19 protein-coding genes are annotated in these 19,909 nt (G+C 69.2%); 11 read left to right on the forward strand and 8 right to left on the reverse strand.

From position 1 onward, the window contains the following. Positions 1–75 precede the first annotated feature (75 nt). From ectA to thpD, 4 genes are all read left to right on the forward strand, one after another. Positions 76–615 (forward strand): diaminobutyrate acetyltransferase, encoded by a 540-nt coding sequence (gene ectA / locus ACZ7M3_RS16680; protein WP_388154943.1) that lies wholly within the window; start codon positions 76–78, stop codon positions 613–615. Positions 616–704: 89 nt separating this feature from the next. Beyond that, entirely contained in the window at positions 705–1,976 is a 1,272-nt protein-coding gene (ectB, locus tag ACZ7M3_RS16685) for a diaminobutyrate--2-oxoglutarate transaminase (RefSeq protein ID WP_472064010.1), read from the forward strand. Positions 1,977–1,996: 20 nt separating this feature from the next. Continuing rightward, complete coding sequence (locus tag ACZ7M3_RS16690; protein WP_054232284.1) at positions 1,997–2,401, forward strand: ectoine synthase; 405 nt, start codon at positions 1,997–1,999, stop codon at positions 2,399–2,401. Positions 2,402–2,407: 6 nt separating this feature from the next. After that, complete coding sequence (gene thpD / locus ACZ7M3_RS16695; RefSeq protein ID WP_472064012.1) at positions 2,408–3,310, forward strand: ectoine hydroxylase; 903 nt, start codon at positions 2,408–2,410, stop codon at positions 3,308–3,310. 63 nt (positions 3,311–3,373) lie between these two features. On the opposite strand, the gene ACZ7M3_RS16700 is transcribed toward thpD, so the two are convergent. The 5 genes from ACZ7M3_RS16700 to ACZ7M3_RS16720 form a co-directional block, all read right to left on the reverse strand. Next, a complete protein-coding gene (locus tag ACZ7M3_RS16700) occupies positions 3,374–4,423 on the reverse strand; it encodes an aminotransferase class V-fold PLP-dependent enzyme (protein ID WP_472064014.1) in 1,050 nt (349 codons plus the stop codon). Positions 4,424–4,539: 116 nt separating this feature from the next. Continuing rightward, entirely contained in the window at positions 4,540–5,259 is a 720-nt protein-coding gene (locus tag ACZ7M3_RS16705; RefSeq protein ID WP_054232287.1) for a DsbA family oxidoreductase, read from the reverse strand. Positions 5,260–5,336: 77 nt separating this feature from the next. Continuing rightward, positions 5,337–5,843, reverse strand: coding sequence for a GNAT family N-acetyltransferase (locus tag ACZ7M3_RS16710; RefSeq protein WP_472064016.1), 507 nt, complete (start codon positions 5,841–5,843; stop codon positions 5,337–5,339). A gap of 64 nt (positions 5,844–5,907) precedes the next feature. Continuing rightward, positions 5,908–6,516 (reverse strand): DUF1349 domain-containing protein, encoded by a 609-nt coding sequence (locus ACZ7M3_RS16715; RefSeq protein WP_054232288.1) that lies wholly within the window; start codon positions 6,514–6,516, stop codon positions 5,908–5,910. A gap of 121 nt (positions 6,517–6,637) precedes the next feature. After that, complete coding sequence (locus ACZ7M3_RS16720; protein WP_472064018.1) at positions 6,638–8,167, reverse strand: aldehyde dehydrogenase (NADP(+)); 1,530 nt, start codon at positions 8,165–8,167, stop codon at positions 6,638–6,640. A gap of 131 nt (positions 8,168–8,298) precedes the next feature. On the opposite strand from ACZ7M3_RS16720, the gene ACZ7M3_RS16725 reads away from it, so the two are divergent. The 3 genes from ACZ7M3_RS16725 to ACZ7M3_RS16735 all read left to right on the forward strand — a co-directional run bounded on the left by ACZ7M3_RS16725 (position 8,299) and on the right by ACZ7M3_RS16735 (position 11,094). Further along, positions 8,299–9,072: an IclR family transcriptional regulator gene (locus ACZ7M3_RS16725; RefSeq protein ID WP_028803360.1), complete on the forward strand. Its 774-nt coding sequence runs from the start codon at positions 8,299–8,301 to the stop codon at positions 9,070–9,072. Between the two features lie 3 nt (positions 9,073–9,075). Beyond that, on the forward strand, positions 9,076–9,546 hold the full coding sequence (locus ACZ7M3_RS16730) for a GNAT family N-acetyltransferase (RefSeq protein WP_261686067.1): 471 nt from the start codon (positions 9,076–9,078) through the stop codon (positions 9,544–9,546). Between the two features lie 96 nt (positions 9,547–9,642). After that, the gene (locus ACZ7M3_RS16735) at positions 9,643–11,094 is read left to right on the forward strand and encodes a peptidoglycan D,D-transpeptidase FtsI family protein (protein ID WP_472064020.1); all 1,452 of its coding nucleotides are present in this window, start codon (positions 9,643–9,645) and stop codon (positions 11,092–11,094) included. A gap of 80 nt (positions 11,095–11,174) precedes the next feature. Here ACZ7M3_RS16735 and ACZ7M3_RS16740 read toward each other — a convergent pair whose 3' ends face one another. After that, on the reverse strand, positions 11,175–12,626 hold the full coding sequence (locus ACZ7M3_RS16740) for an NCS2 family permease (protein WP_472064022.1): 1,452 nt from the start codon (positions 12,624–12,626) through the stop codon (positions 11,175–11,177). A 260-nt stretch (positions 12,627–12,886) separates the two neighbouring features. On the opposite strand from ACZ7M3_RS16740, the gene ACZ7M3_RS16745 reads away from it, so the two are divergent. The 3 genes from ACZ7M3_RS16745 to ACZ7M3_RS16755 all read left to right on the forward strand — a co-directional run bounded on the left by ACZ7M3_RS16745 (position 12,887) and on the right by ACZ7M3_RS16755 (position 15,230). Then, entirely contained in the window at positions 12,887–13,453 is a 567-nt protein-coding gene (locus ACZ7M3_RS16745; RefSeq protein ID WP_472064024.1) for a SigE family RNA polymerase sigma factor, read from the forward strand. Continuing rightward, on the forward strand, positions 13,450–14,301 hold the full coding sequence (locus ACZ7M3_RS16750; protein ID WP_472064026.1) for a hypothetical protein: 852 nt from the start codon (positions 13,450–13,452) through the stop codon (positions 14,299–14,301). The genes ACZ7M3_RS16745 and ACZ7M3_RS16750 overlap by 4 nt, the downstream gene beginning before the upstream one ends. A 98-nt stretch (positions 14,302–14,399) precedes the next feature. Further along, on the forward strand, positions 14,400–15,230 hold the full coding sequence (locus ACZ7M3_RS16755) for a pectate lyase (RefSeq protein WP_472064028.1): 831 nt from the start codon (positions 14,400–14,402) through the stop codon (positions 15,228–15,230). Between the two features lie 107 nt (positions 15,231–15,337). Here the strand turns inward: ACZ7M3_RS16755 and ACZ7M3_RS16760 are convergent, their stop codons facing one another. After that, positions 15,338–16,495: a right-handed parallel beta-helix repeat-containing protein gene (locus ACZ7M3_RS16760; protein WP_351302842.1), complete on the reverse strand. Its 1,158-nt coding sequence runs from the start codon at positions 16,493–16,495 to the stop codon at positions 15,338–15,340. A 234-nt stretch (positions 16,496–16,729) separates the two neighbouring features. Between ACZ7M3_RS16760 and ACZ7M3_RS16765 the strand changes: the two genes are divergently transcribed. Continuing rightward, complete coding sequence (locus ACZ7M3_RS16765; protein WP_472064030.1) at positions 16,730–18,949, forward strand: glycoside hydrolase family 43 protein; 2,220 nt, start codon at positions 16,730–16,732, stop codon at positions 18,947–18,949. 3 nt (positions 18,950–18,952) lie between these two features. Here ACZ7M3_RS16765 and ACZ7M3_RS16770 read toward each other — a convergent pair whose 3' ends face one another. Next, on the reverse strand, positions 18,953–19,747 hold the full coding sequence (locus ACZ7M3_RS16770) for an HAD family acid phosphatase (RefSeq protein ID WP_472064032.1): 795 nt from the start codon (positions 19,745–19,747) through the stop codon (positions 18,953–18,955). Positions 19,748–19,909 lie beyond the last annotated feature (162 nt).

Here is a 19,909-nt window from a genome sequence, read left to right on the forward strand (position 1 = left end):
ATAACACAACGGCGCGTCGTACGTAACCCCGGACGACGATGCAATTTGAGATTTCCATCGGTAAATTCAATCCGCATGACCGCCGCACAAGCAGACCTGCAAGCGGAATTTCTGGAAATGCCGGAGGGCCTTCGGATCGACCGTCCGAAGGTGGCGGACGGAGCCGCGCTCTGGCATATCGCCAAGGACTCCGGAACCCTCGACCTGAACTCCTCGTACAGCTATCTGCTGTGGTGCCGTGACTTCGCCGGCACGTCGGCGGTGGCGCGCGACGCGGACGGCGTGCCCGTCGGCTTCGTCACCGGGTACGTCCGGCCCGAGCACCCGGGCACCCTGCTCGTGTGGCAGGTGGCCGTCGACGCCGCCCACCGCGGACGCGGACTGGCCGCGGCCCTGCTCGACGGGCTGACCGCGCGGGTCGCGGAGCAGCGGACGATCACCGCCGTCGAGACCACGATCACGCCCGGCAACACCGCCTCCGAGCGCCTGTTCACCTCGTACGCGCGACGCCACGGCGCGCGTGTCGAGCACGAAGTGCTGTTCGAGGCCGGTCAGTTCCCCGACGGACCGCACGACCCCGAAGTCCTCTACCGGATCGGTCCGCTCCCCGGCTGACCCCGGACCGGCCCCCGGCCGACCCGGACATCCCCCTGGCTTCCCCCCTGACTTCCTCTCCCCCCCCACGCACCGAGGAGCGATTCGCCGTGAGCATCATCCAGCCCGACCTGAGCGTCTTCGAGACCCTGGAGTCGGAGGTGCGCAGCTACTGCCGCAGCTGGCCCACCGTCTTCGACCGGGCCCGGGGCAGCCGGATGTTCGACGAGGACGGGCACGAGTACCTCGACTTCTTCGCCGGTGCGGGGTCCCTGAACTACGGGCACAACAACCCCGTACTCAAACGGGCCCTCATCGACTACCTGGAGCGCGACGGCGTCACCCACGGTCTCGACATGTCGACGACCGCCAAACGCGCCTTCCTGGAGGCCTTCCAGAACCTCGTCCTACGGCCGCGCGACCTGCCGTACAAGGTCATGTTCCCGGGCCCGACGGGCACCAACGCCGTCGAGTCCGCGCTGAAGCTGGCGCGGAAGGTGAAGGGGCGCGAGGCGATCGTGTCCTTCACCAACGCCTTCCACGGGATGTCGCTGGGCTCGCTGGCCGTGACCGGGAACGCCTTCAAGCGGGCCGGTGCCGGGATTCCGCTCGTGCACGGGACCCCGATGCCGTTCGACAACTACTTCGACGGCCAGGTACCGGACTTCCTCTGGTTCGAGCGGCTGCTCGAGGACCAGGGGTCGGGGCTCAACCAGCCCGCCGCGGTCATCGTCGAGACCGTGCAGGGCGAGGGCGGCATCAACGTCGCCCGGCCCGAGTGGCTGCGCGCTCTCGCCGACCTGTGCCGGCGGCGCGACATGCTGCTCATCGTCGACGACATCCAGATGGGCTGCGGGCGGACGGGAGCGTTCTTCTCCTTCGAGGAGGCGGGGATCGTGCCCGACATCGTGACCGTGTCCAAGTCCATCAGCGGGTACGGGCTGCCCATGTCACTGTGCCTGTTCAAGCCCGAACTGGACATCTGGGAGCCGGGCGAGCACAACGGCACGTTCCGCGGCAACAACCCCGCGTTCGTCACCGCCGCCGCGGCCCTGGAGACGTACTGGTCCGACGGGTCCGCCATGGAGAAGCAGACCCGTGCCCGCGGCGAGCAGATCGAGCAGGCCCTGATCTCCCTCACCGAGGAGAACCTCGCCGACGTGAAGGAGTACCGGGGGCGCGGTCTCGTCTGGGGCCTCGAGTTCAACGAGAAGGAGCGTGCGGGGCGCGTCGCGCAGCGCGCCTTCGAACTCGGGCTGCTCATCGAGACCTCGGGCCCGGAGAGCGAGGTCGTGAAGCTCCTCCCCGCGCTCACCATCACCCCCGACGAGCTCGACGAGGGTCTTCGCACCCTCGCCCGCGCCGTACGCGAAACCGTCTGACAGAAAGGCACGGCACCACCGTGATAGTCCGTTCGTTCAAGGACATCGAAGGCACCGACCGGCATGTGAAGGCCGCGACGGGTACCTGGGAGAGCAAGCGCATCGTCCTCGCCAAGGAGAAGGTCGGCTTCTCCCTCCACGAGACGGTCCTGTACGCGGGTACGGAGACGTCGATGTGGTACGCGAACCACATCGAGGCCGTGCTCTGCGTGGCGGGCGAGGCCGAGCTGACCAACGACGAGACCGGTGAGACGCACTGGATCACGCCGGGCACGATGTACCTGCTCGACGGCCACGAGCGCCACACCATGCGCCCCAAGACCGACTTCCGGTGCGTCTGCGTCTTCAATCCGCCCGTCACCGGACGGGAGGACCACGACGAGAACGGCGTCTACCCGCTGCTCACCGAACCCGAGGAGGTCTGAAGCCCCATGACCACGACCAGCACGACCACCGTCACCGATCTCTACCCCAGCCGCGGCGCCACCGAGGTGTCCGTCCCCCGCCAGGACCCGGTCGTCTGGGGCGCGCCCGGTACGCCGGGGCCGTTCTCCGTGCCCGACCTCCAGGCGTACGAGCGTGACGGCTTCCTCGCCCTCGAGGAGCTGATCGGCGAGGACGACGTCGCCCTCTACCGGGCCGAGTTGGAGCGGCTGGTCACCGATCCGGTGATCCGCGCCGACGAGCGCTCGATCGTCGAGCCCGCCACGCAGGAGATCCGGTCCGTCTTCGAGGTGCACCGGATCAGCGAGGTCTTCGCCGCGCTCGTACGCGACGAGCGGGTCGTCGGGCGGGCCCGGCAGATCCTCGGCTCGGACGTCTACGTCCACCAGTCGCGGATCAACGTCAAGCCGGGCTTCGGGGCCGGCGGGTTCTACTGGCACTCGGACTTCGAGACCTGGCACGCCGAGGACGGGCTTGCGAACATGCGGACCGTGTCCGTGTCGATCGCGCTGACCGAGAACCACGACACCAACGGCGGCCTCATGATCATGCCGGGGTCGCACAAGACGTTCCTCGGCTGTGCCGGGGCCACCCCGCGGGACAACTACAAGAAGTCGCTCCAGATGCAGGACGCGGGCACCCCGTCCGACGAGGCGCTGACCCGCTTCGCCGACCGGCACGGCATCAAGCTCTTCACGGGCCGGGCCGGTTCGGCGACCTGGTTCGACTGCAACTGCATGCACGGCTCCGGGGACAACATCACCCCGTTCCCGCGCAGCAACGTCTTCATCGTGTTCAACAGCGTGGAGAACGCGGCGGTGGAGCCGTTCGCCGCGCCGGTCCGCAGGCCCGAGTTCATCGGCGCCCGTGATTTCTCGCCCGTGAAGTGACCGCGGGCGTGAAGTGACCGCGCGCGTGACGTAGCCACGAGCGTGAAGGAGCCCCCGCCGGGGTCAGCCGGACAGGACGTCCAGCAGTCGGTCGACGTCGGCGGGGGTGTTGTACAGGTGGAAGGCCGCGCGCAGGTTGCCCGCCCGGTCGGAGACCTCCACCCCGGCCTCGCTCAGCTCCTGCTGCCGCCGGCCGAGTCCGGGCACGGACACGATCGGCGAGGCGGGGGCGGACACCGGTGCGTGGCCGAGCCCCTGGAGCCCGGCGCGGAAACGGTCGGCGAGGGCGAGGTCATGGGCGCGTACGTTCGCCACGCCCAGTTCCTCGACGAGCGCGAGCGAGTGCCGGGCGCCCGCGTACGAGAAGAGACTGGGGCTCTCGTCGAACCGCCGCGCCGAGTGGGCGAGTTCCGCCACCGGGCCGTAGCAGCTGTCCCAGGGCGCCTCACCCGCGACCCAGCCGGCGAACACCGGAGTGAGCCCGCCGAGGTCCTCCGGAACGACCAGGAAGGCCACGCCCCGAGGGCAGACGAGCCACTTGAAGGCGACCGAGGAGACGAAGTCGTACGCGTCGGCCTCCATCGGCAGCCAGCCGGCGGCCTGGGAGACATCGACGTACGTACGCGCCCCGTGCTCGCGCGCGGCCCGGGCGATGCCCGCCAGATCGACGATCCGCCCGTCCGCGGACTGCGCGGCGCTGACCGCGACGAGCGCGGTGCCGGGGCGTACGGACTCGGCGATCCGCTCCAGCGGTACGGCGCGCAGCTTGAGGTCGCCACGGACGTGGAAGGGGTTCACGACGGAGCTGAAGTCGTCCTCCGCGGTGAGGACTTCGGCGCCCGGCGGCAGCGAGGCGGCGATCAGTCCGCTGTAGACGGCGACCGAGGCCCCGGCCGCCACCCGGCCCGCGGGGACCCCGGCCAGCCGGGCGAAGGCGGCGCGGGACGCCTCCACGTCGTCGAACATGTCGGACGGCCGTCCGTCGGCGACGGACTCGACCGCGGCGCGCATGGCGTCGACCGTGCGCGCCGGCAGGAGTCCGCAGCTCGCGGTATTCAGATAGGTGTTCTTCGGGGCGAACTCGGCTCGTACGAGGCTCTCGAAGGTCTCCATGGGACCACTGTGCGGCCCCGAGCACCTCTCGTCCATTACGGAGTTCTGCGTGGTTCCGGTAAGGACTGCTTATACGTCCGCCCCGACCTGCGCTTTCACCGCCGGGCCGGACGGGCTCACGGCTGCGGTACGGCGCATCCGTCCGGGCCGCAGGCCTCCGCGTCGGCGGCACCGTCCTGGATCAGCTTCAGCGGCGGGCGCTCGCCCCACGCCTGGGTCAGGGCCTGCGCGAAGACCTCGGCGGGCTGGGCGCCGGAGACGCCGTACTTGCGGTCCAGGACGAAGAACGGCACACCGTTCGCGCCGAGCTCGGCGGCCTCGCGCTCGTCGGCGCGCACCTCGTCGGCGTACGCCTTCGGGTCGGCCAGCACCTCGCGGGACGCGTCGGCGTCGAGCCCGGCGGCGACGGCCAGCTCGACGAGTCGCTCGTCGTCGTTGAAGACGGTCCGCTCCTCGGCGAAGTTCGCCTTGTACAGCAGGCCTATCAGCTCGTCCTGGCGGCCCCGCTCCTTGGCGAAGTGCAGGAGGCGGTGCATGTCGAAGGTGTTGCCGTGGTCGCGGTCCCGGGTGCGGTAGGCCAGGCCCTCGGCGGCTGCCTGCGCGCCCAGGTTCTCCTCGCCGGCCTGCGCCTGTGCCTCGCTCATGCCGTACTTCTTGGTCAGCATCTTGAGCACGGGCTGGATGTCGCCCTTGGCCCGACCGGGGTCCAGCTCGAAGGAGCGGTGCACGACCTCGACCTCGTCACGGTGCGGGAAGGCGTCCAGCGCCTTCTCGAAGCGGGCCTTGCCCACGTAGCACCAGGGACAGGCGATATCCGACCAGATCTCGACGCGCATGTCTTCGGCTCTCTCCAGGTCGTACGAATACGGGCCCCTCCGGGGGCAGGAGTACGTGAACGTTCAAACGGCCGAGTTCATTCCCCGGTGACGGCGTAGCGCAGGAAGAGGTGGTGATCGTCTTCGGCGGGCGGGTTCTCCGGGTCCGGGACCCAGCCCTGGTGGGCGTAGAAGGCCTGGGCGCGGGCGTTGTCGACGTGCACGTCGAGGGTGGCCGTGTGCTTGCCGTCGGCCCGCCACTGTTCGAGGCAGGCCGTGTGCAGTGCCGTGCCGATGCCTTCGCGCCAGCGGTCGGGGGCGACGTGGAACTGGAAGAGCGTCACGGTGTCGGCGGGGGCGCCCTCCGCGGTACGGAAGGAGGCGATGCCCACGAGGCGCCCGTCGCGCACCGCGCACAGGACGTGGCCGTCGGGGCGCTCGATGGCACCGCGCCAGCGTTCGAGCCAGTCGAGGCCGTCTTCCGGCAGGCCGTCCGGGTAGTAGGACGCGCGGGCGCGGACGTGGAGGTCGGCGATGGTGGCGGCCTCGCTGGGCAACGCGGTTCTGATGACGAGGGGGCCCGTGGTGCGGGGTGTGCTGATCATGCAGCGGAGGACGTGCGGGAGGGGGGCCACGGTTCCCGCTGCGCGGCCGACCCCCCACCCACGGTCAGCTGCCGTCTCTCAGGTCCTTGGGCCAGTTCGGGCGGAACTCGATGCCGTCGTACGTCACCACGCACCCCTCCCCCATCGGCGACTGCGTCATGAAGCCGACGAGCGCGGCGGACGTCTCCTTCTCCTCACCCAGGGTGAAGAGCCGGATGAAGGTCCAGCGCTTGCCGTCGCGGGAGGCGTGGAAGGCGAAGGCCCGACCCGTGCGGCTGATCCGCAACCAGACGGAACTGCCGTCCACGGTGAAGGAGTTGGCGTCGTCGGAGTGCCCCCGGGTGACCACCGTGCAGACGGTGGGCACGTCCGGGGAGTACTCCAGGCAGAGCTTCGCCCAGGCCCGCTCCCCCACATGGACGTAGAGCACCCCCGCGTCGAAGGCCGCGCCGAAGCCGACCGTGACGCGGGCGATCAGCTGGAAGTCCCCCTCCGGCGCCCCGAGGAGGCGGGGCGCGTCGGAGGCGGGGTCCAGTGCCTCGTCGGTGGGCGGTACGAAACGGTCCTGGCGGGGGCCGGCCCAGCCGGTGAGGATCCCGTCCTCGTGCGACCAGTGCCCATCAGGCCCGTAGGTGCGGAGGGGAAAGGGAAGTTCGGGGAGTTCGACGTCCATTCACCCATCCTCTCAGGCCAAGTACCGCGCCCCCGAAGGGGCGCGGGGAACTGCGCGATCAACCACAGCGAACCCGCAGCCCGCGAACAACCACAACCCCGACGGCGCCACCCGCGGAGCGCTACCGCTCCAGGTGACCGTCGTAGCGTCGAGGCAGCCCCAGCGGGTTGTCGTCCCGCAGCTCCGGCGGCAGCAACGCCTCCGGCGCGTTCTGGTACGCCACCGGCCGCAGCCAGCGCTCGATCGCCGTACCGCCGACCGACGTCGAGGTCGACGTCGTCGCCGGGTAGGGACCGCCGTGGTGCTGGGCGGGGGCGACGGCGACACCGGTGGGCCAGCCGTTGACCAGGACGCGCCCGGCGAGCGGCGTCAGCTCGGCGAGGATCTCCGCGCCGCGGCCCTCGCCCGCCGCCTCCTCCGTCGACAACTGCACGGTCGCGGTGAGGTTGCCCGGAAGGCGGGAGAGGACCGCGCTGGCCTCGGACTCGTCCTCGTAGCGGGCGACGACCGTGAGCGGGCCGAAGCACTCCTCCAGGAGCAGGTCGTGCTCGCCCTCGGTGGCGAGCTTCTGCGCGGGCACGGTCAGGAAGCCGGGGCTCACGGTGTGCTCGCCGCCCGAGCCCGGGGTCACCGGGGTCTCGACGCCGGGGAGCCCGGCGCGCTCGGCGACACCCGCGATGAAGTTGTCGCGCATGCGGTGGTCCAGGAGGACGCCCGCGTCGGTGTCGCTGACGGCGTCGGTCAGGGACTTCACCAGGCGGTCGCCCGCCGCGCCCGCGGGCGCCAGGACCAGGCCCGGCTTCACGCAGAACTGGCCGACGCCCAGCGTCATCGAGCCCGCGAGCCCGGTGCCGATCTCCTCGGCGCGCTCGGCCGCCGCGGCCTCGGTGATCACGACGGGGTTGAGGGAGCCCAGCTCGCCGTGGAAGGGGATCGGCGCGGGACGCGCGGCCGCCGCGTCGAACAGGGCCCGGCCGCCGCGCACGGAGCCGGTGAACCCGGCCGCCGAGACCAGCGGGTGCTTGACGAGTTCGACGCCCGCCTCGAAGCCGTGCACGAGGCCGACGACACCGCGCGGGATGTCGTGCCGGGCGGCGGCCCGGCGCAGTACGGCCGCGACCAGCTCGGAGAGCGCCGGGTGGTCGGGGTGAGCCTTGACCACGACCGGGCAGCCGGCCGCCAGCGCGCTCGCGGTGTCGCCGCCGGCGACGGAGAAGGCGAAGGGGAAGTTGGAGGCGGAGTAGACGGCGACGACACCCAGCGGCACCTTGTAGCGGCGCAGGTCCGGGATCGGCGGGGTCGCCGTGCCGTCGGGGTGGTTGATGACGACGTCGAGGAAGGCGCCCTCGTCGACGATGCCGCCGAAGGCCCGCAGCTGGTAGCAGGTGCGGGCGAGTTCGCCGGTGAGCCGGACCGGGCCGAGCGCGGTCTCCGCGTCGGCGGCCTCGACGAGCTGTTCCCTGGCCGCTTCGAGCAGGTCGGCGGCGGTCCTCAGGAAGGCCGCGCGCACGGTGCGGTCGACGAGGGCTCCCCGGGCGGCGTGCGCGGCGCGGACGGCCTCGTCGACCTCCTGGGCCGTGGCCTCCACCGCAACCTGCTCGCGCTGCTTCCCGGTACGGGGGTCGACACTCCAGACTGGTGCTGCTGCCACCGCGGGTCCCTCCAGATGTAATGCCGCAGTTCTTGTCTCACCCACCAGCGGTGTTCGATATACTGAACGCTGTCTCTGATGGTGAATATGATGCGGAGACTATTTCCCGTCGAACGAGGGGGTCAAGGGCGATGTCGGCAGGCGAGACAGGCGGCGGAGCGCAGGTCAAGTCCGCGGTACGGACCGTGGAATTGCTCGAGTACTTCGCGGGCCGGCCCGGTATGCACTCCCTGGCCGCGGTCCAGGAGGCCGTCGGTTATCCGAAATCCAGCCTCTACATGCTGCTGCGCACCCTCGTGGAGCTCGGCTGGGTCGAGACGGACGCGACGGGCACGCGGTACGGCATCGGCGTACGGGCGCTGCTGGTCGGCACCTCGTACATCGACGGCGACGAGGTGGTCGCCGCGGCCCGCCCGACCCTGGACCGGCTCTCCGACGACACCACGGAGACCATCCACCTGGCGCGCCTGGACGGCACGAACGTCGTGTACCTGGCCACCCGCCAGTCGCAGCACTACCTGCGCCCCTTCACCCGGGTGGGCCGCCGGCTCCCCGCGCACTCGACCTCGCTCGGCAAGGCGCTGCTCGCCACCCACACCGACGAGCAGGTCCGCAAGATGCTGCCCGAGACGCTCCCCGCGCTGACCGAACACACGATCACCGACCGGGAGAAGCTCATCGAGGAGCTGCACCAGGTCCGGGAGCAGGGCTTCGCCGTGGACCGTGAGGAGAACACGCTGGGGCTGCGCTGCTTCGGCGTCGCGATCCCCTACCGCACCCCCGCCCGGGACGCGATCAGCTGCTCGGTCCCGGTGGCCCGGCTCACCCCCGCGCACGAGCAGATGGTCAAGGACGCCCTGTTCGACGCCCGCGACCGGCTGACGCTCGCCACTCGGAGGCTCTGAACCATGGAGATCGCACTCCGCCCGGTCCACGACAGCGATCTGCCGGTCTTCTACCGGCAGATGAACGACCCCGAGTCCCTCCGGATGGCCGCGTTCACCCCCAGGGACCCGGCCGACCGTGACGCCTTCGACGCCCACTGGAAGCGTGTCCGCGCCTCGTCCGCCGTACTGCGCACGATCCTCGCGGACGGCGATGTCGTGGGCAGCGCCGCGGTGTACGGGGAGCCCGGCGAACGCGAGGTCACCTACTGGATCGACCGGGCGTACTGGGGCCGGGGCATCGCGACGGCCGCGCTGCGGGACCTGCTGGCCGAGGTGCCCGAACGCCCGCTGCACGCGCGGGCGGCGGCCGACAACGCCGGGTCGCGGCGGGTCCTGGAGAAGTGCGGGTTCCGCGTCACCGCGAACGACCGGGGGTACGCGCACGCGCGCGGCGAGGACACGGACGAGGTCGTGCTCACCCTGAAGGGCTGAGCCGGACTTCATGTGAGCCCGACTTCATGAACAGCGCATGAGAAATACGGGCGGAAGGGAACGATTCACTCCCTTCCGCTCGTCCTTCTGAGCGGGATGAACAAGACGATCAGGCGTGCCGCCGTCTTCACTCTGCTGCTCGTGCTCTCCCTGCTGATCAGGGCGACCTGGGTGCAGTTCTACGACGGCAAGGCACTCGCGGACAACAAGAGCAACCGACGGAACGCGATCGAGCAGTACGCGAACCCGCTCGGGAACATCATCGTGGCCGGCCGGGCGATCACCGGCTCCGCGCAGACGAAGGGCAGCGATCTCAAGTACAAGCGGACGTACACGGACGGCAGCCTGTACGCGGCGGTCACGGGCTACAGCTCCCAGGTGTTCGGGGCGACCCAGCTGGAGGGCGTCTACAAGGGACTGCTCGACGGTACGGACAACCAGCTGAAGAACCCCCTCGACACGGTCACCAACAAGCGCGCCAACCCTGGTGACGTGATCACGACCATCGACCCGGACGTGCAGAAGGCGGCGTACGCGGCGCTCGGCAGCAAGAAGGGCGGGGCCGTCGCGATTGACTCGACGAACGGCAAGATCCTCGCGGTCGTCTCCACTCCGTCGTACGACCCCACACAGCTCACCACCGGTGACTCCGCCGCCTGGACGAAGCTGACGAAGGACGCGGACAAGCCGATGACCAACCGGGCGCTGCGCCAGCCGCTGCCCCCGGGGTCGACGTTCAAGCTGGTGGTCGCGGCGGCGGCGCTGGAGGACGGGCTGTACAAGAACGTGGACACCCGCACGGACAGCCCGAACCCGTACACGCTGCCGAACACGAAGACCGACCTGTCGAACGAGAGCGCCTCCGCGCCCTGCAAGGACGCCTCGATCCGGGTGGCGCTCCAGTACTCGTGCAACAACGTCTTCGCGAAGATGGCCGTCGACCTCGGGCAGGACAAGGTCAAGGCGATGGCGGAGAAGTTCGGCTTCAACGACAGCTCGCAGGACGTGCCGGTGCGGGCGTACCCGAGCGTCTATCCCTCGGACATGGACGAGTCGTCCACGGCGCTGACCGGCATCGGCCAGTTCGACGTCACCGCGACCCCGCTGCAGATGGCCATGGTGTCGGCCGCCATCGCCAACGGCGGCAAGCTGGTCTCGCCGCACATGGTGTCGCAGACCAGTGACGCGAGCGGCAATGTGGTGAAGGACTACGACGACAGCACCGAGACCAGGGAGATCGTCAGCTCGACCACCGCCGAGCAGCTCCAGTCCGCGATGCAGACGGTCGTCACCGAGGGCACGGGCACGAACGCGAAGATCTCCGGCGCGACCGTGGGCGGCAAGACGGGTACGGCCCAGCACGGCGAGAAGAACAGCAAGACGCCGTACGCCTGGTTCACGTCGTACGCGAAGTCCGACGCGAACGGCAAGGAGGTCGCCGTGGCGGTCATCGTCGAGCAGTCCGACGCGGCGAGGTCCGAGGTCAGCGGCAACGGCCTGGCGGCGCCCGTGGCCAAGGCCATGATGCGGGCGGCGCTGAAGAACTGACGCGCCGCGCACGACGGAGGGCCGCCCCGCACCCCTGGGGGCGGCCCTTCCTTCGTACGGTCACTTCACACCCGTACGGGTCACTTCACGCCGAACAGCTGCCTCACCGGATCGATCGCGAAGTACACCAGGAACAGCGCCGACACGGCCCACAGCAGCCAGTGGACCTCGCGGATCTTGCCGAGCACCGCCTTGATCACGACGTAGGCGACGAAGCCGGCCCCGATGCCGTTGGTGATCGAGTAGGTGAACGGCATCGCCGCGATGGTCAGGAACGCGGGGATCGCGATCTCGTAGCTGTCCCATTCGATGTGCTTGACCTGCGTCATCATCAAGAAGCCGACCGCGATCAGAGCGGGGGCCGCCGCCTGGAGCGGGACGATGGTGAGCAGCGGGGTGAGGAACAGGGCGAGGGCGAACATGCCGCCGGTGATCAGGTTCGAGAAGCCGGTGCGCGAGCCCTCGCCGACGCCGGCCGCGGACTCGATGTAGGCGGTGTTGGAGGAGGCGGAGGCCGCGCCGCCCGCGACGGCCGCGGCGCCGTCGATGAACAGCACCCGGCCGATGCCGGGCACCTTGCCCTCCTCGTCGAGAAGTCCGGCCTCGGCGCTGATGCCGACGATCGTGCCCATGGCGTCGAAGAAGTCCGACAGGATCAGGGTGAAGATCAGCAGGACGACGGTCAGGGCGCCGGTCTCGCCGAAGCCGCCGAACAGACTGAAGTGTCCGACGAGACCGAAGTCCGGGGTGGCCACCACGTCGGAGGGGATCTTCGGCGTGGTCAGGCCCCAACTCTTGACGTCGGCGGCCGAGTTGATGATCACGGCGACCACGGTCATCGTCACGATGCTGATCAGGATGGCGCCCTTGACCTTGCGTGCCATCAGTCCGATGGTGAGCAGCACGCCGAGACAGAAGACCAGCACGGGCCAGCCGGTCAGCGAACCGGTCGCGCCCAACTGCACCGGCACGGTGGTGTTCGCGACGTCCGGGATGCGGCTGACGAAACCGGCGTCCACGAAGCCGATGAAGGCGATGAAGAGTCCGATGCCCACACCGATGGCGTGCTTCAGCGGTTGCGGGATGGCGTTCATGACGGCTTCACGCAGTCCGGTGAGGACCAGTACGCAGATGATCACGCCTTCGATGACCACCAGGCCCATCGCGTCGGGCCAGCTCATCAGCGGGGCGATCTGGAAGGCGACGACGGCGTTCAGGCCGAGGCCCGCGGCGATCGCGAGGGGCAGATTGCCGCCCACGCCCATGATGACGGTCATCACCGCGGCCACCAGGGCGGTGGCCGTGACGAGTTGGCCGCTGTCGAGCTGGTGGCCGAACTTGTCCTTGGCGCTGCCGAGGATGATCGGGTTCAGGACAAGGATGTAGGCCATGGTGAAGAACGTGGCGAATCCGCCGCGTATCTCCTGGCCGAAGGTGGAGCCCCGTTCGGAGATTCTGAAGAACCGGTCGACGCTGTTCGCCGCTGGTGGCGCGGCACTTGGCCGGTCGGCCACCTGCTGGGTTTCGGACATGGCTGATACTCCTTGTGGCCTGCGTGCCGGGTGGGCGGATGCTGGCTGGATTGTTCCCGCGTTGAACCGCTTTCAGGTTTTCGCCGTGTTACGGAATCGAGTTCGGCCCGCCATACGCTGTTCGAAGCCCTGTACGCATCGCTGGTACGCTCACGCATCTCGCCCCACAGGGGCACCATTCCTTCACGGGTGGCGCACGGGGGCCGTATACGCACGCACCCGCACCGGTTGCTCACAAGCCGCAGCAAGGAGAGGTAGCCGTGGGCACTGTCGTCGACGACGCAGCCTCCGTGGAGTTCCACGCCTTCTTCGAGCGGCACCACGCCGAACTCGCCCGCTTCGCCCATCTGTTGACCGGCGAGGCGGACGCCGCCGACGATCTGGCGGCCGACGCGCTGCTCGCGCTGTGGCACCGCTGGGACCGGGTGCGCGCGGCCGACCACCCGGTGGCGTACGCCCGCGGTGTCGTCGCGAACCTGGCCCGCACCCGGATCCGCAGCGCGGTGCGCGAGCGCAGACGGATCACACTGTTCTGGTCGCAGCGCGAGGACAAGACCGAGAACCCCGACATAGCGGGGAAGATCGACGTCCAGGAGGCGCTGCGCCGACTGCCGTTCCGTAAGCGCGCATGTGTCGTGCTTCGGCACGCTTTCGACCTCTCGGAGAAGGACACGGCGCTCGCCCTCGGTGTTTCCGTGGGTACGGTTAAGTCCCAGACGTCGAAGGGCATGGCCGAACTGAAGCGGCTCCTCGGCACCGAAGAGGCCCCGATGCGGGTGCACGCAGGTGTGCTGCCCACGGGTGGAGCCGGAGGAAGGGCCCGATGAGGAAGGCGCAGGACGTGCACGACGAGCTGCGCGCCAGGCTGCACGAGGCGGCCGAGGCGCACGAGCCCGACCGCGCGCGCATCCTGGCCCGGGTCGAGCGCGGGATGTCCGGCGCCGCCGAGCGTCGTCCCCGGCGCGCGGCGCGTCCGCCGGTGCTCGGCTGGGGACGGATCGTCGGGGCCACGGCCGCGGTGGCGGGCGTCCTCGCGGTCGGTGGTTACTGGGTGGCCGCGGCGGTGCAGGAGAACCACCCGCCGCAGCAGACGGTCGCGGTCTCGCCGACCCCGGTCGCCTCCCCGGACGCGACGAGCCGCGCGCCCGTCGTGCCGCACCCCTCGCACACCTCGGGTGCCTCGAAGCCGTCCGGGAAGGCGAGCGCCTCCCCCTCGGCCGCGCGCTCCTCGCCCGCCGCGCCCAAGGCACCCGCCGCGGGCAACCAGGACGGCTCGCTGTGGTCCGACGGCTCGGTCGATCCGCACAGCAACGACTTCTGGGCGCAGAGCAATGTGACCCTGAAGAACGCCGACAAACTCACCTCGCTCACCGTCGAGTTGAAGATCAAGCAGACCGGCGGGGTCGGCGACGCGGGCTCCTGGCGCTCGGCACCCGAGAGCGACTTCACGACGACGGTCACCGAGAAGGACGGCTTCCTCGTCTACACCTGGGTGCTCAAGGACGGCCACACCCTCGCGGCCGGCCAGTGGGTCTTCGCGGGCCAGTACAACCACACCCGCGGCGGCCGGGACGCCAAGGACGACCGCTACTCGGCGGACGCGAGGAGCGCGGACAGGTCGCTGTCGGTGGCGGGCGACTTCGCCGCCGCGAGCGGCACCGACGGCGACTCGTAGAAAATCCCCTCGAAAAAACCTGCGGACGGCGGCAACCCTTTCCTCACCTGCGGCGACCAGGAGACGAACACGTCCCCTCCCGCAAGGAAATCCGCTTCATGACTGCACGAGTTGAACAGCGCGTCCGGCACCGTCGCCGCCTCACCGGGCGGCGGTCCGTGATCGGTGGGGTCGCCGCACTCGGCATCACCGGGGCCGCGCTCGTCACGACGTCGATGCTGAGCACCGCGGGCGCGAGCTCCGTCTGGCCGACGGCCAAGGGCAGCAAGGCCGTCTCGAAGACGATCTCGGTCTCGGGCACCTACGACGGCAAGCTGACGAAGTTCTTCGGCAGTGGTTCCCTCGGCACCTCCGACCAGTCGGAGAGCCAGGGCCCGATCTTCGAGCTCAAGGACGGCGCGGTCCTCAAGAACGTCATCATCGGCACCCCGGCGGCCGACGGCGTGCACTGCCTGGGCAGCTGCACGCTGCAGAACGTGTGGTGGCTGGACGTCGGCGAGGACGCGGCCACCTTCAAGGGCAAGGCGTCGTCCGCGAAGTACAACGTGATCGGCGGTGGCGCGCGGCAGGCCTCCGACAAGGTGTTCCAGTTCAACGGCGCCGGCAAGCTCTCCATCACCGGCTTCCACGTGGAGAACTTCGGCAAGCTGGCGCGCTCGTGCGGCAACTGCAAGACGCAAGTCAAGCGCACGATCGTGCTCAGCGACATCGACGCGACCGCCCCGGGCAAGGCGCTGGTCGGCATCAACTCCAACTTCGGCGACACGGCGACCCTGTCGAAGATCCGTGTCACCGGCGACACCAAGAAGAAGCTCAAGACCTGCGTGCGTTTCAAGGGCAACAGCAGCGGCAAGGAGCCCACCGAACTCGGCACCGGCGCGGATGGAACCTTCTGCAGGTTCACGTCATCTGACATCACGTACAAGTAAGGGATCTGCTGGCCTGAGCCCCCCTCGGAGCCAGTCAGAGGAACGCCCCCGCCGGTGACGACCGGCGGGGGCGTTCACTTTCCCTCGTACGTCAGTACGCGGGTACGTCAGTTCATGGTCGAGCCGATGGTCGTCGAGCCCGTCGTCAGGAACGTGGTCGCCGGCAGCGAGCCGCTCGACGAACGCGCCCCGTAGGCCGTGGTCGCGTCCGTCGACCTGAAGGACGGTGTCGAGGTGCCGCTGTCCCAGTTGTTGGCCGCGGAGACCGTGGCGGAACCGAGCTTGTCCAGGCCGCCCTTGTTGCCCACCGCGAGGTTCCTGGCGAGCCGCGCCTTGCCCGTCGCGAAGAAGAAGCCCGCGTCGGTGTTGGCGTAGGCGGTGTTGCGGTTGAGCACGATGGCCCCGGTGTTGGAGTTCTCGGTGAAGCCGTTGCCCGCGTTGTCCCAGGCGGCGTCGTTGTTCACGACGTGGGCGACCGAGGCCCCGCCGCCGCCGAGCTTGAAACCGTTGCCGTTGCCCTCGAAGGCGGAGTCGTTCCAGCGGTTCTTGCCGTTCCCGTACGACCACGAGTGCTCGATGGTGATCGGCGAGGAGAACTGCCAGAGGTCGAGGCCGTCGTCCGCGTTGTTGTAGAGGCGCGCGCCGGTGACCTTGTTGCCGGTGCCGGAGCCGAACTTGATGGCGATGCCGTCGGCGTTCTGCCCGTGGTTCGCGGCGTCGTAGTTGCCGTAACTGTCCAGGTTCTGCACGAGGTTGTCGGTCGTGCCGTCGCCGCGCAGCGTGAAGCCCGAGTCGCCGTTGTTCGCGGTGACGAGGTTCTTGAAGACGCCGCCGACGGAGGAGGTGGCGACGAAGCCCTGGGCGGGCGAGTTCTGCCAGGTGATGTTCTGGACGGTCCAGTAGTCGCCGTAGATCCCCGCCAGCCAGGAACCGGCGGCCAGCTTGGAACCGTCGATCTTCACCTTCTCGCTGCCGTAGGCGGTGAGCGTGATCCGCGTGGAACCGGTGCCGTTCGCCGTCGACTTCAGCGTGGCCGTCGGGTAGTACGTGCCGCCACGCACCTGGATGGTCGTACCCGCGGCGGCATCGGCGACGGCCGTCTGGAGCTGCGCGGTGGTGGAGACGGTGACCGTGGTGGTGGCGGCCTGCGCCGAGCCGTTGTTCGCGAGGCCGAGGTAGACGCCACCCGCCCCCGCGGCGACGGCCACCGCCGCGGCGATCGAGAGCGTACGGGTCCTGCGGTGGCGTCCGGTGCTCAGAAGCACGGAGCGTTCCTTTCCTAGGGGGACGGGAGACGAAGCGGGCCGGAGGGGCCGCCCCGGCCCGCTTCTGCTCCCTGGTCGCCGCGGTGGCGGGAAACGTTGCCGAGGGCTCGCGAAAAAGGTCGAAACTTTCGCTGGCTGTCGTGCCGCTTTCATCAATTGACGCGCTGTCCCCCGCTGGCAACACTCCGAGAGCGTTTCCCCCACAGAATCCACCAGACTCCGACAGGATGTGTCATGCGACGCCGCACCGCCCGCGCGCTCCTGATCCCCGTCCTCGCGCTCCTCCTGGGCCTGCTGGCCGCCCCACCGAGCCCCGCGTCACCGTCACCTTCGGGAGCACCGCACGTGAACGAACCGAAGTACGCCGGGTATCTCTTCGCCTACTTCACCGGCGAGGGCACGGCCGACGGCGAGCAGATCCGCTACGCCCTGAGCCGCGGCAACGACCCGTTGCACTGGCGGGAGTTGAACGCCGGCAATCCCGTCCTGACCTCCACCATCGGCGAGAAGGGGCTGCGCGACCCGTTCGTGATCCGCTCCCCCAAGGGCGACAAGTTCTTCCTCATCGCCACCGACCTGAAGATGTACCAGAACTCCAGCGGCAGCTGGGACTACGTGCAGCGGCACGGCAGCAGGTCCATCATGATCTGGGAGTCCACCGACCTGGTGCACTGGACCGACCAGCGCCTGGTGAAGGTGGCCCCCGACAACGCGGGCAACACCTGGGCGCCGGAGGCCTATTGGGACGACTCGCTCGGTGAGTACGTCGTCTTCTGGGCGTCCAAGCTGTACGCCGACGACGACCCGGACCACACCGGATCGACGTACAACAAGATGCTGTACGCCACCACGAAGGACTTCCGCACCTTCAGCGAGCCGAAGGTCTGGGACGACCCGGGCTACTCGGTGATCGACTCGACGGTCATCAAGAACAAGGGCAGCTACTACCGCTACACCAAGGACGAGCGCGATCCCAGCTCCTCCAGCCCCTGCTCGAAGTTCATCACCGGCGAGAAGTCGACGTCGCTGACGGACACCGCGTACGACTTCGTCTCGGACTGCATCGGCAGCGGCTCGATCGACCGCGGCGAGGGCCCGACGGTCTTCAAGTCCAACACCGAGAACAAGTGGTACCTGTTCATCGACGAGTACGGCAGCCGCGGTTACGTCCCCTTCGAGACGACCGACCTCGACTCGGGCAAATGGACGATGTCGACGAACTACCAGCTGCCCGCGAGCCCCCGGCACGGCACGGTGATGCCGGTGACGCGGGCGGAGTACGACCGGCTGCTGGCCGCCTACCCGGTGACCGGCACGTCGGTCGTGGACGCGACCGCGAAGGGCCTCAGCGGGTATGCGATCGTCACCGAGTCGGCCTCGAAGGTCGTCCTGCCCATGAAGCCGGACACGGACCTCAGGCACCTGGCCCCGGCCCTCGCGGTCGGCGCGGGCGCGAAGGTCAGCCCGGCCTCGGGCACACCCCGGGACTTCCGCACCCCGCGCACCTACACCGTGACGGCCCCGGACGGGACGAGCCGGACCTGGACGGTCGAGGCGGTACCCACCCGCAGCCCGGTCCTCCCCGGCCTCAACGCCGACCCGGACGTCCATTACCTGGACGGCCAGTACTGGATCTATCCGACGACGGACGGCTACGCGGGCTGGAGCGGGACGAGCTTCAAGGCGTACTCGTCGAAGGACCTGGTCCACTGGAAGGACCACGGTGTGATCCTGGACCTCGGATCCGATGTGTCCTGGGCGGACAAGAACGCCTGGGCCCCGGCGATCGCCGAACGCGACGGCAAGTACTACTTCTACTTCTGTGCGGAGCAGCAGATCGGCGTGGCGGTGGCCGACTCCCCGGCCGGTCCCTTCAAGGACGCGCTGGGCAAGCCCCTGGTGGCCAAGGGCCTGTTGACGGGCCAGATGATCGACCCGGCGGTGTTCACGGACGACGACGGCCAGTCGTATCTGTACTGGGGCAACGGCCACGGATACATGGTGCCGCTGAACGCCGACATGGTGTCGTTCGACGCCTCGCAGGTGCGGGACATCACGCAGCCCGACTTCCGTGAGGGATCCTTCGTCGTCAAGCGGCACGGCACGTACTACTTCATGTGGTCCGAGGACGACACCCGAAGCGAGAACTACCACGTCGCCTACGCCACCGGACCGTCCCCGCTCGGTCCGTGGACCAAGCGGGGCACGATCCTGTCCAAGCGCCCGGAGTACGGCATCAAGGGCACCGGACACCACTCCGTGGTGAACGTTCCCGGCACCGACGACTGGTACATCGTCTACCACCGGTTCGCCCTGAACGGCCCCGGGAAGGCGGGCGGGGACGGCACGCACCGGGAGACCACCATCGACCGCATGGAGTTCGCGGCCGACGGAACGATCGAGCCGGTGGTGCCGACCCTGGAGTCGATCCGCCCCGTACGGACCGAGTCCTGAGTACTAGCTGACGAAGTACGTCGGGTTCGGGAGCTTGAACGTCTTGTCGGCGTAGCCTCCGTCGAGGTCGGAGTACTGGTCACCGAAGTTGGCGACGATGTCGTACCCGAGGGACTCGATGTGCTTACGGGTGCCGGACTTGTACTGCACGGTGGTGCAGTTCCAGGCGGCGGCCGTGGCACAGGCGCTCAGATAGGCCGGCGGGTTGGCCGCGTCCTTGAGGAACATGTGGGCGGCGTCGAGGTTGATGTCGGCGCCGACCTTCTTCAGGTTCGTGACCGCGTCGACGCGCTGCGACTCCTTCAGGCCCGAGTTGTAGAAGACCTCGACGCCCCTGGACTTGGCGTACGCGACGAGTTCGGGGGTGCCGAAGACGGCCGGACGGTCGGCCTGGGCCACGTACGCGGCCCAGGAGGCCGAGTTGTACGTGTAGTTGGTCTTCTTCTCGTAGTCGAGGGAGAGCAGCAGCGTGTCGTCGATGTCGAAGACGACCGCGGGCTTCTCGCCCCGGTGCTTCGCCTTGTGCGCAGCCCTGTCGATGTAGCGCTTGGCGTCCGACTCCAGTCGCGACAGGTCCTTGGCGTACCGGCTGTCCTTGGACGCCTGGTACACGCCGTTGCTGTCGAGCGTGGCGCCGTAGTAGGTGTCGATGTCCTTGACCAGGAGCCCGATGTTGTAGGGCTCGTGGGTCGAGTTGGCCGTCGACTGGCCGGCCGTGGCGACGCCCGTGCCGTAGAGGGCTCCGCCGGCGACGGCACAAGCGGCCGCGATGGCTGCCGCTCTGAGGGACTTCCGCATGGATTCTCCGGATCTGGGTGATGGGTGACCAGGTCATTCCGCACCAGGTCAGGGACTGTCTACGCGCATCACGCGCGCCACGCGGGAGGCTTTATCGGATCGAGACCTCACCCGTGGGCGGCGTCCCCCTGGATGCATTGCCCGCAGGTGGCGTCCGCTTGA

It is taken from the genome of Streptomyces sp. NPDC111656 (genome assembly GCF_055656965.1).

What these genes read in the sequence shown, in the direction of transcription:
- ectA (WP_388154943.1), top strand. Translation starts at nt 76, where the DNA reads ATGACCGCCGCACAAGCAGACCTGCAAGCGGAATTTCTGGAAATGCCG.
- thpD (WP_472064012.1), top strand. Translation starts at nt 2,408, where the DNA reads ATGACCACGACCAGCACGACCACCGTCACCGATCTCTACCCCAGCCGC.
- ACZ7M3_RS16700 (WP_472064014.1), bottom strand. Translation starts at nt 4,423, where the DNA reads ATGGAGACCTTCGAGAGCCTCGTACGAGCCGAGTTCGCCCCGAAGAAC.
- ACZ7M3_RS16705 (WP_054232287.1), bottom strand. Translation starts at nt 5,259, where the DNA reads ATGCGCGTCGAGATCTGGTCGGATATCGCCTGTCCCTGGTGCTACGTG.
- ACZ7M3_RS16710 (WP_472064016.1), bottom strand. Translation starts at nt 5,843, where the DNA reads ATGATCAGCACACCCCGCACCACGGGCCCCCTCGTCATCAGAACCGCG.
- ACZ7M3_RS16715 (WP_054232288.1), bottom strand. Translation starts at nt 6,516, where the DNA reads ATGGACGTCGAACTCCCCGAACTTCCCTTTCCCCTCCGCACCTACGGG.
- ACZ7M3_RS16725 (WP_028803360.1), top strand. Translation starts at nt 8,299, where the DNA reads ATGTCGGCAGGCGAGACAGGCGGCGGAGCGCAGGTCAAGTCCGCGGTA.
- ACZ7M3_RS16730 (WP_261686067.1), top strand. Translation starts at nt 9,076, where the DNA reads ATGGAGATCGCACTCCGCCCGGTCCACGACAGCGATCTGCCGGTCTTC.
- ACZ7M3_RS16735 (WP_472064020.1), top strand. Translation starts at nt 9,643, where the DNA reads ATGAACAAGACGATCAGGCGTGCCGCCGTCTTCACTCTGCTGCTCGTG.
- ACZ7M3_RS16740 (WP_472064022.1), bottom strand. Translation starts at nt 12,626, where the DNA reads ATGTCCGAAACCCAGCAGGTGGCCGACCGGCCAAGTGCCGCGCCACCA.
- ACZ7M3_RS16750 (WP_472064026.1), top strand. Translation starts at nt 13,450, where the DNA reads ATGAGGAAGGCGCAGGACGTGCACGACGAGCTGCGCGCCAGGCTGCAC.
- ACZ7M3_RS16755 (WP_472064028.1), top strand. Translation starts at nt 14,400, where the DNA reads ATGACTGCACGAGTTGAACAGCGCGTCCGGCACCGTCGCCGCCTCACC.
- ACZ7M3_RS16765 (WP_472064030.1), top strand. Translation starts at nt 16,730, where the DNA reads ATGCGACGCCGCACCGCCCGCGCGCTCCTGATCCCCGTCCTCGCGCTC.
- ACZ7M3_RS16770 (WP_472064032.1), bottom strand. Translation starts at nt 19,747, where the DNA reads ATGCGGAAGTCCCTCAGAGCGGCAGCCATCGCGGCCGCTTGTGCCGTC.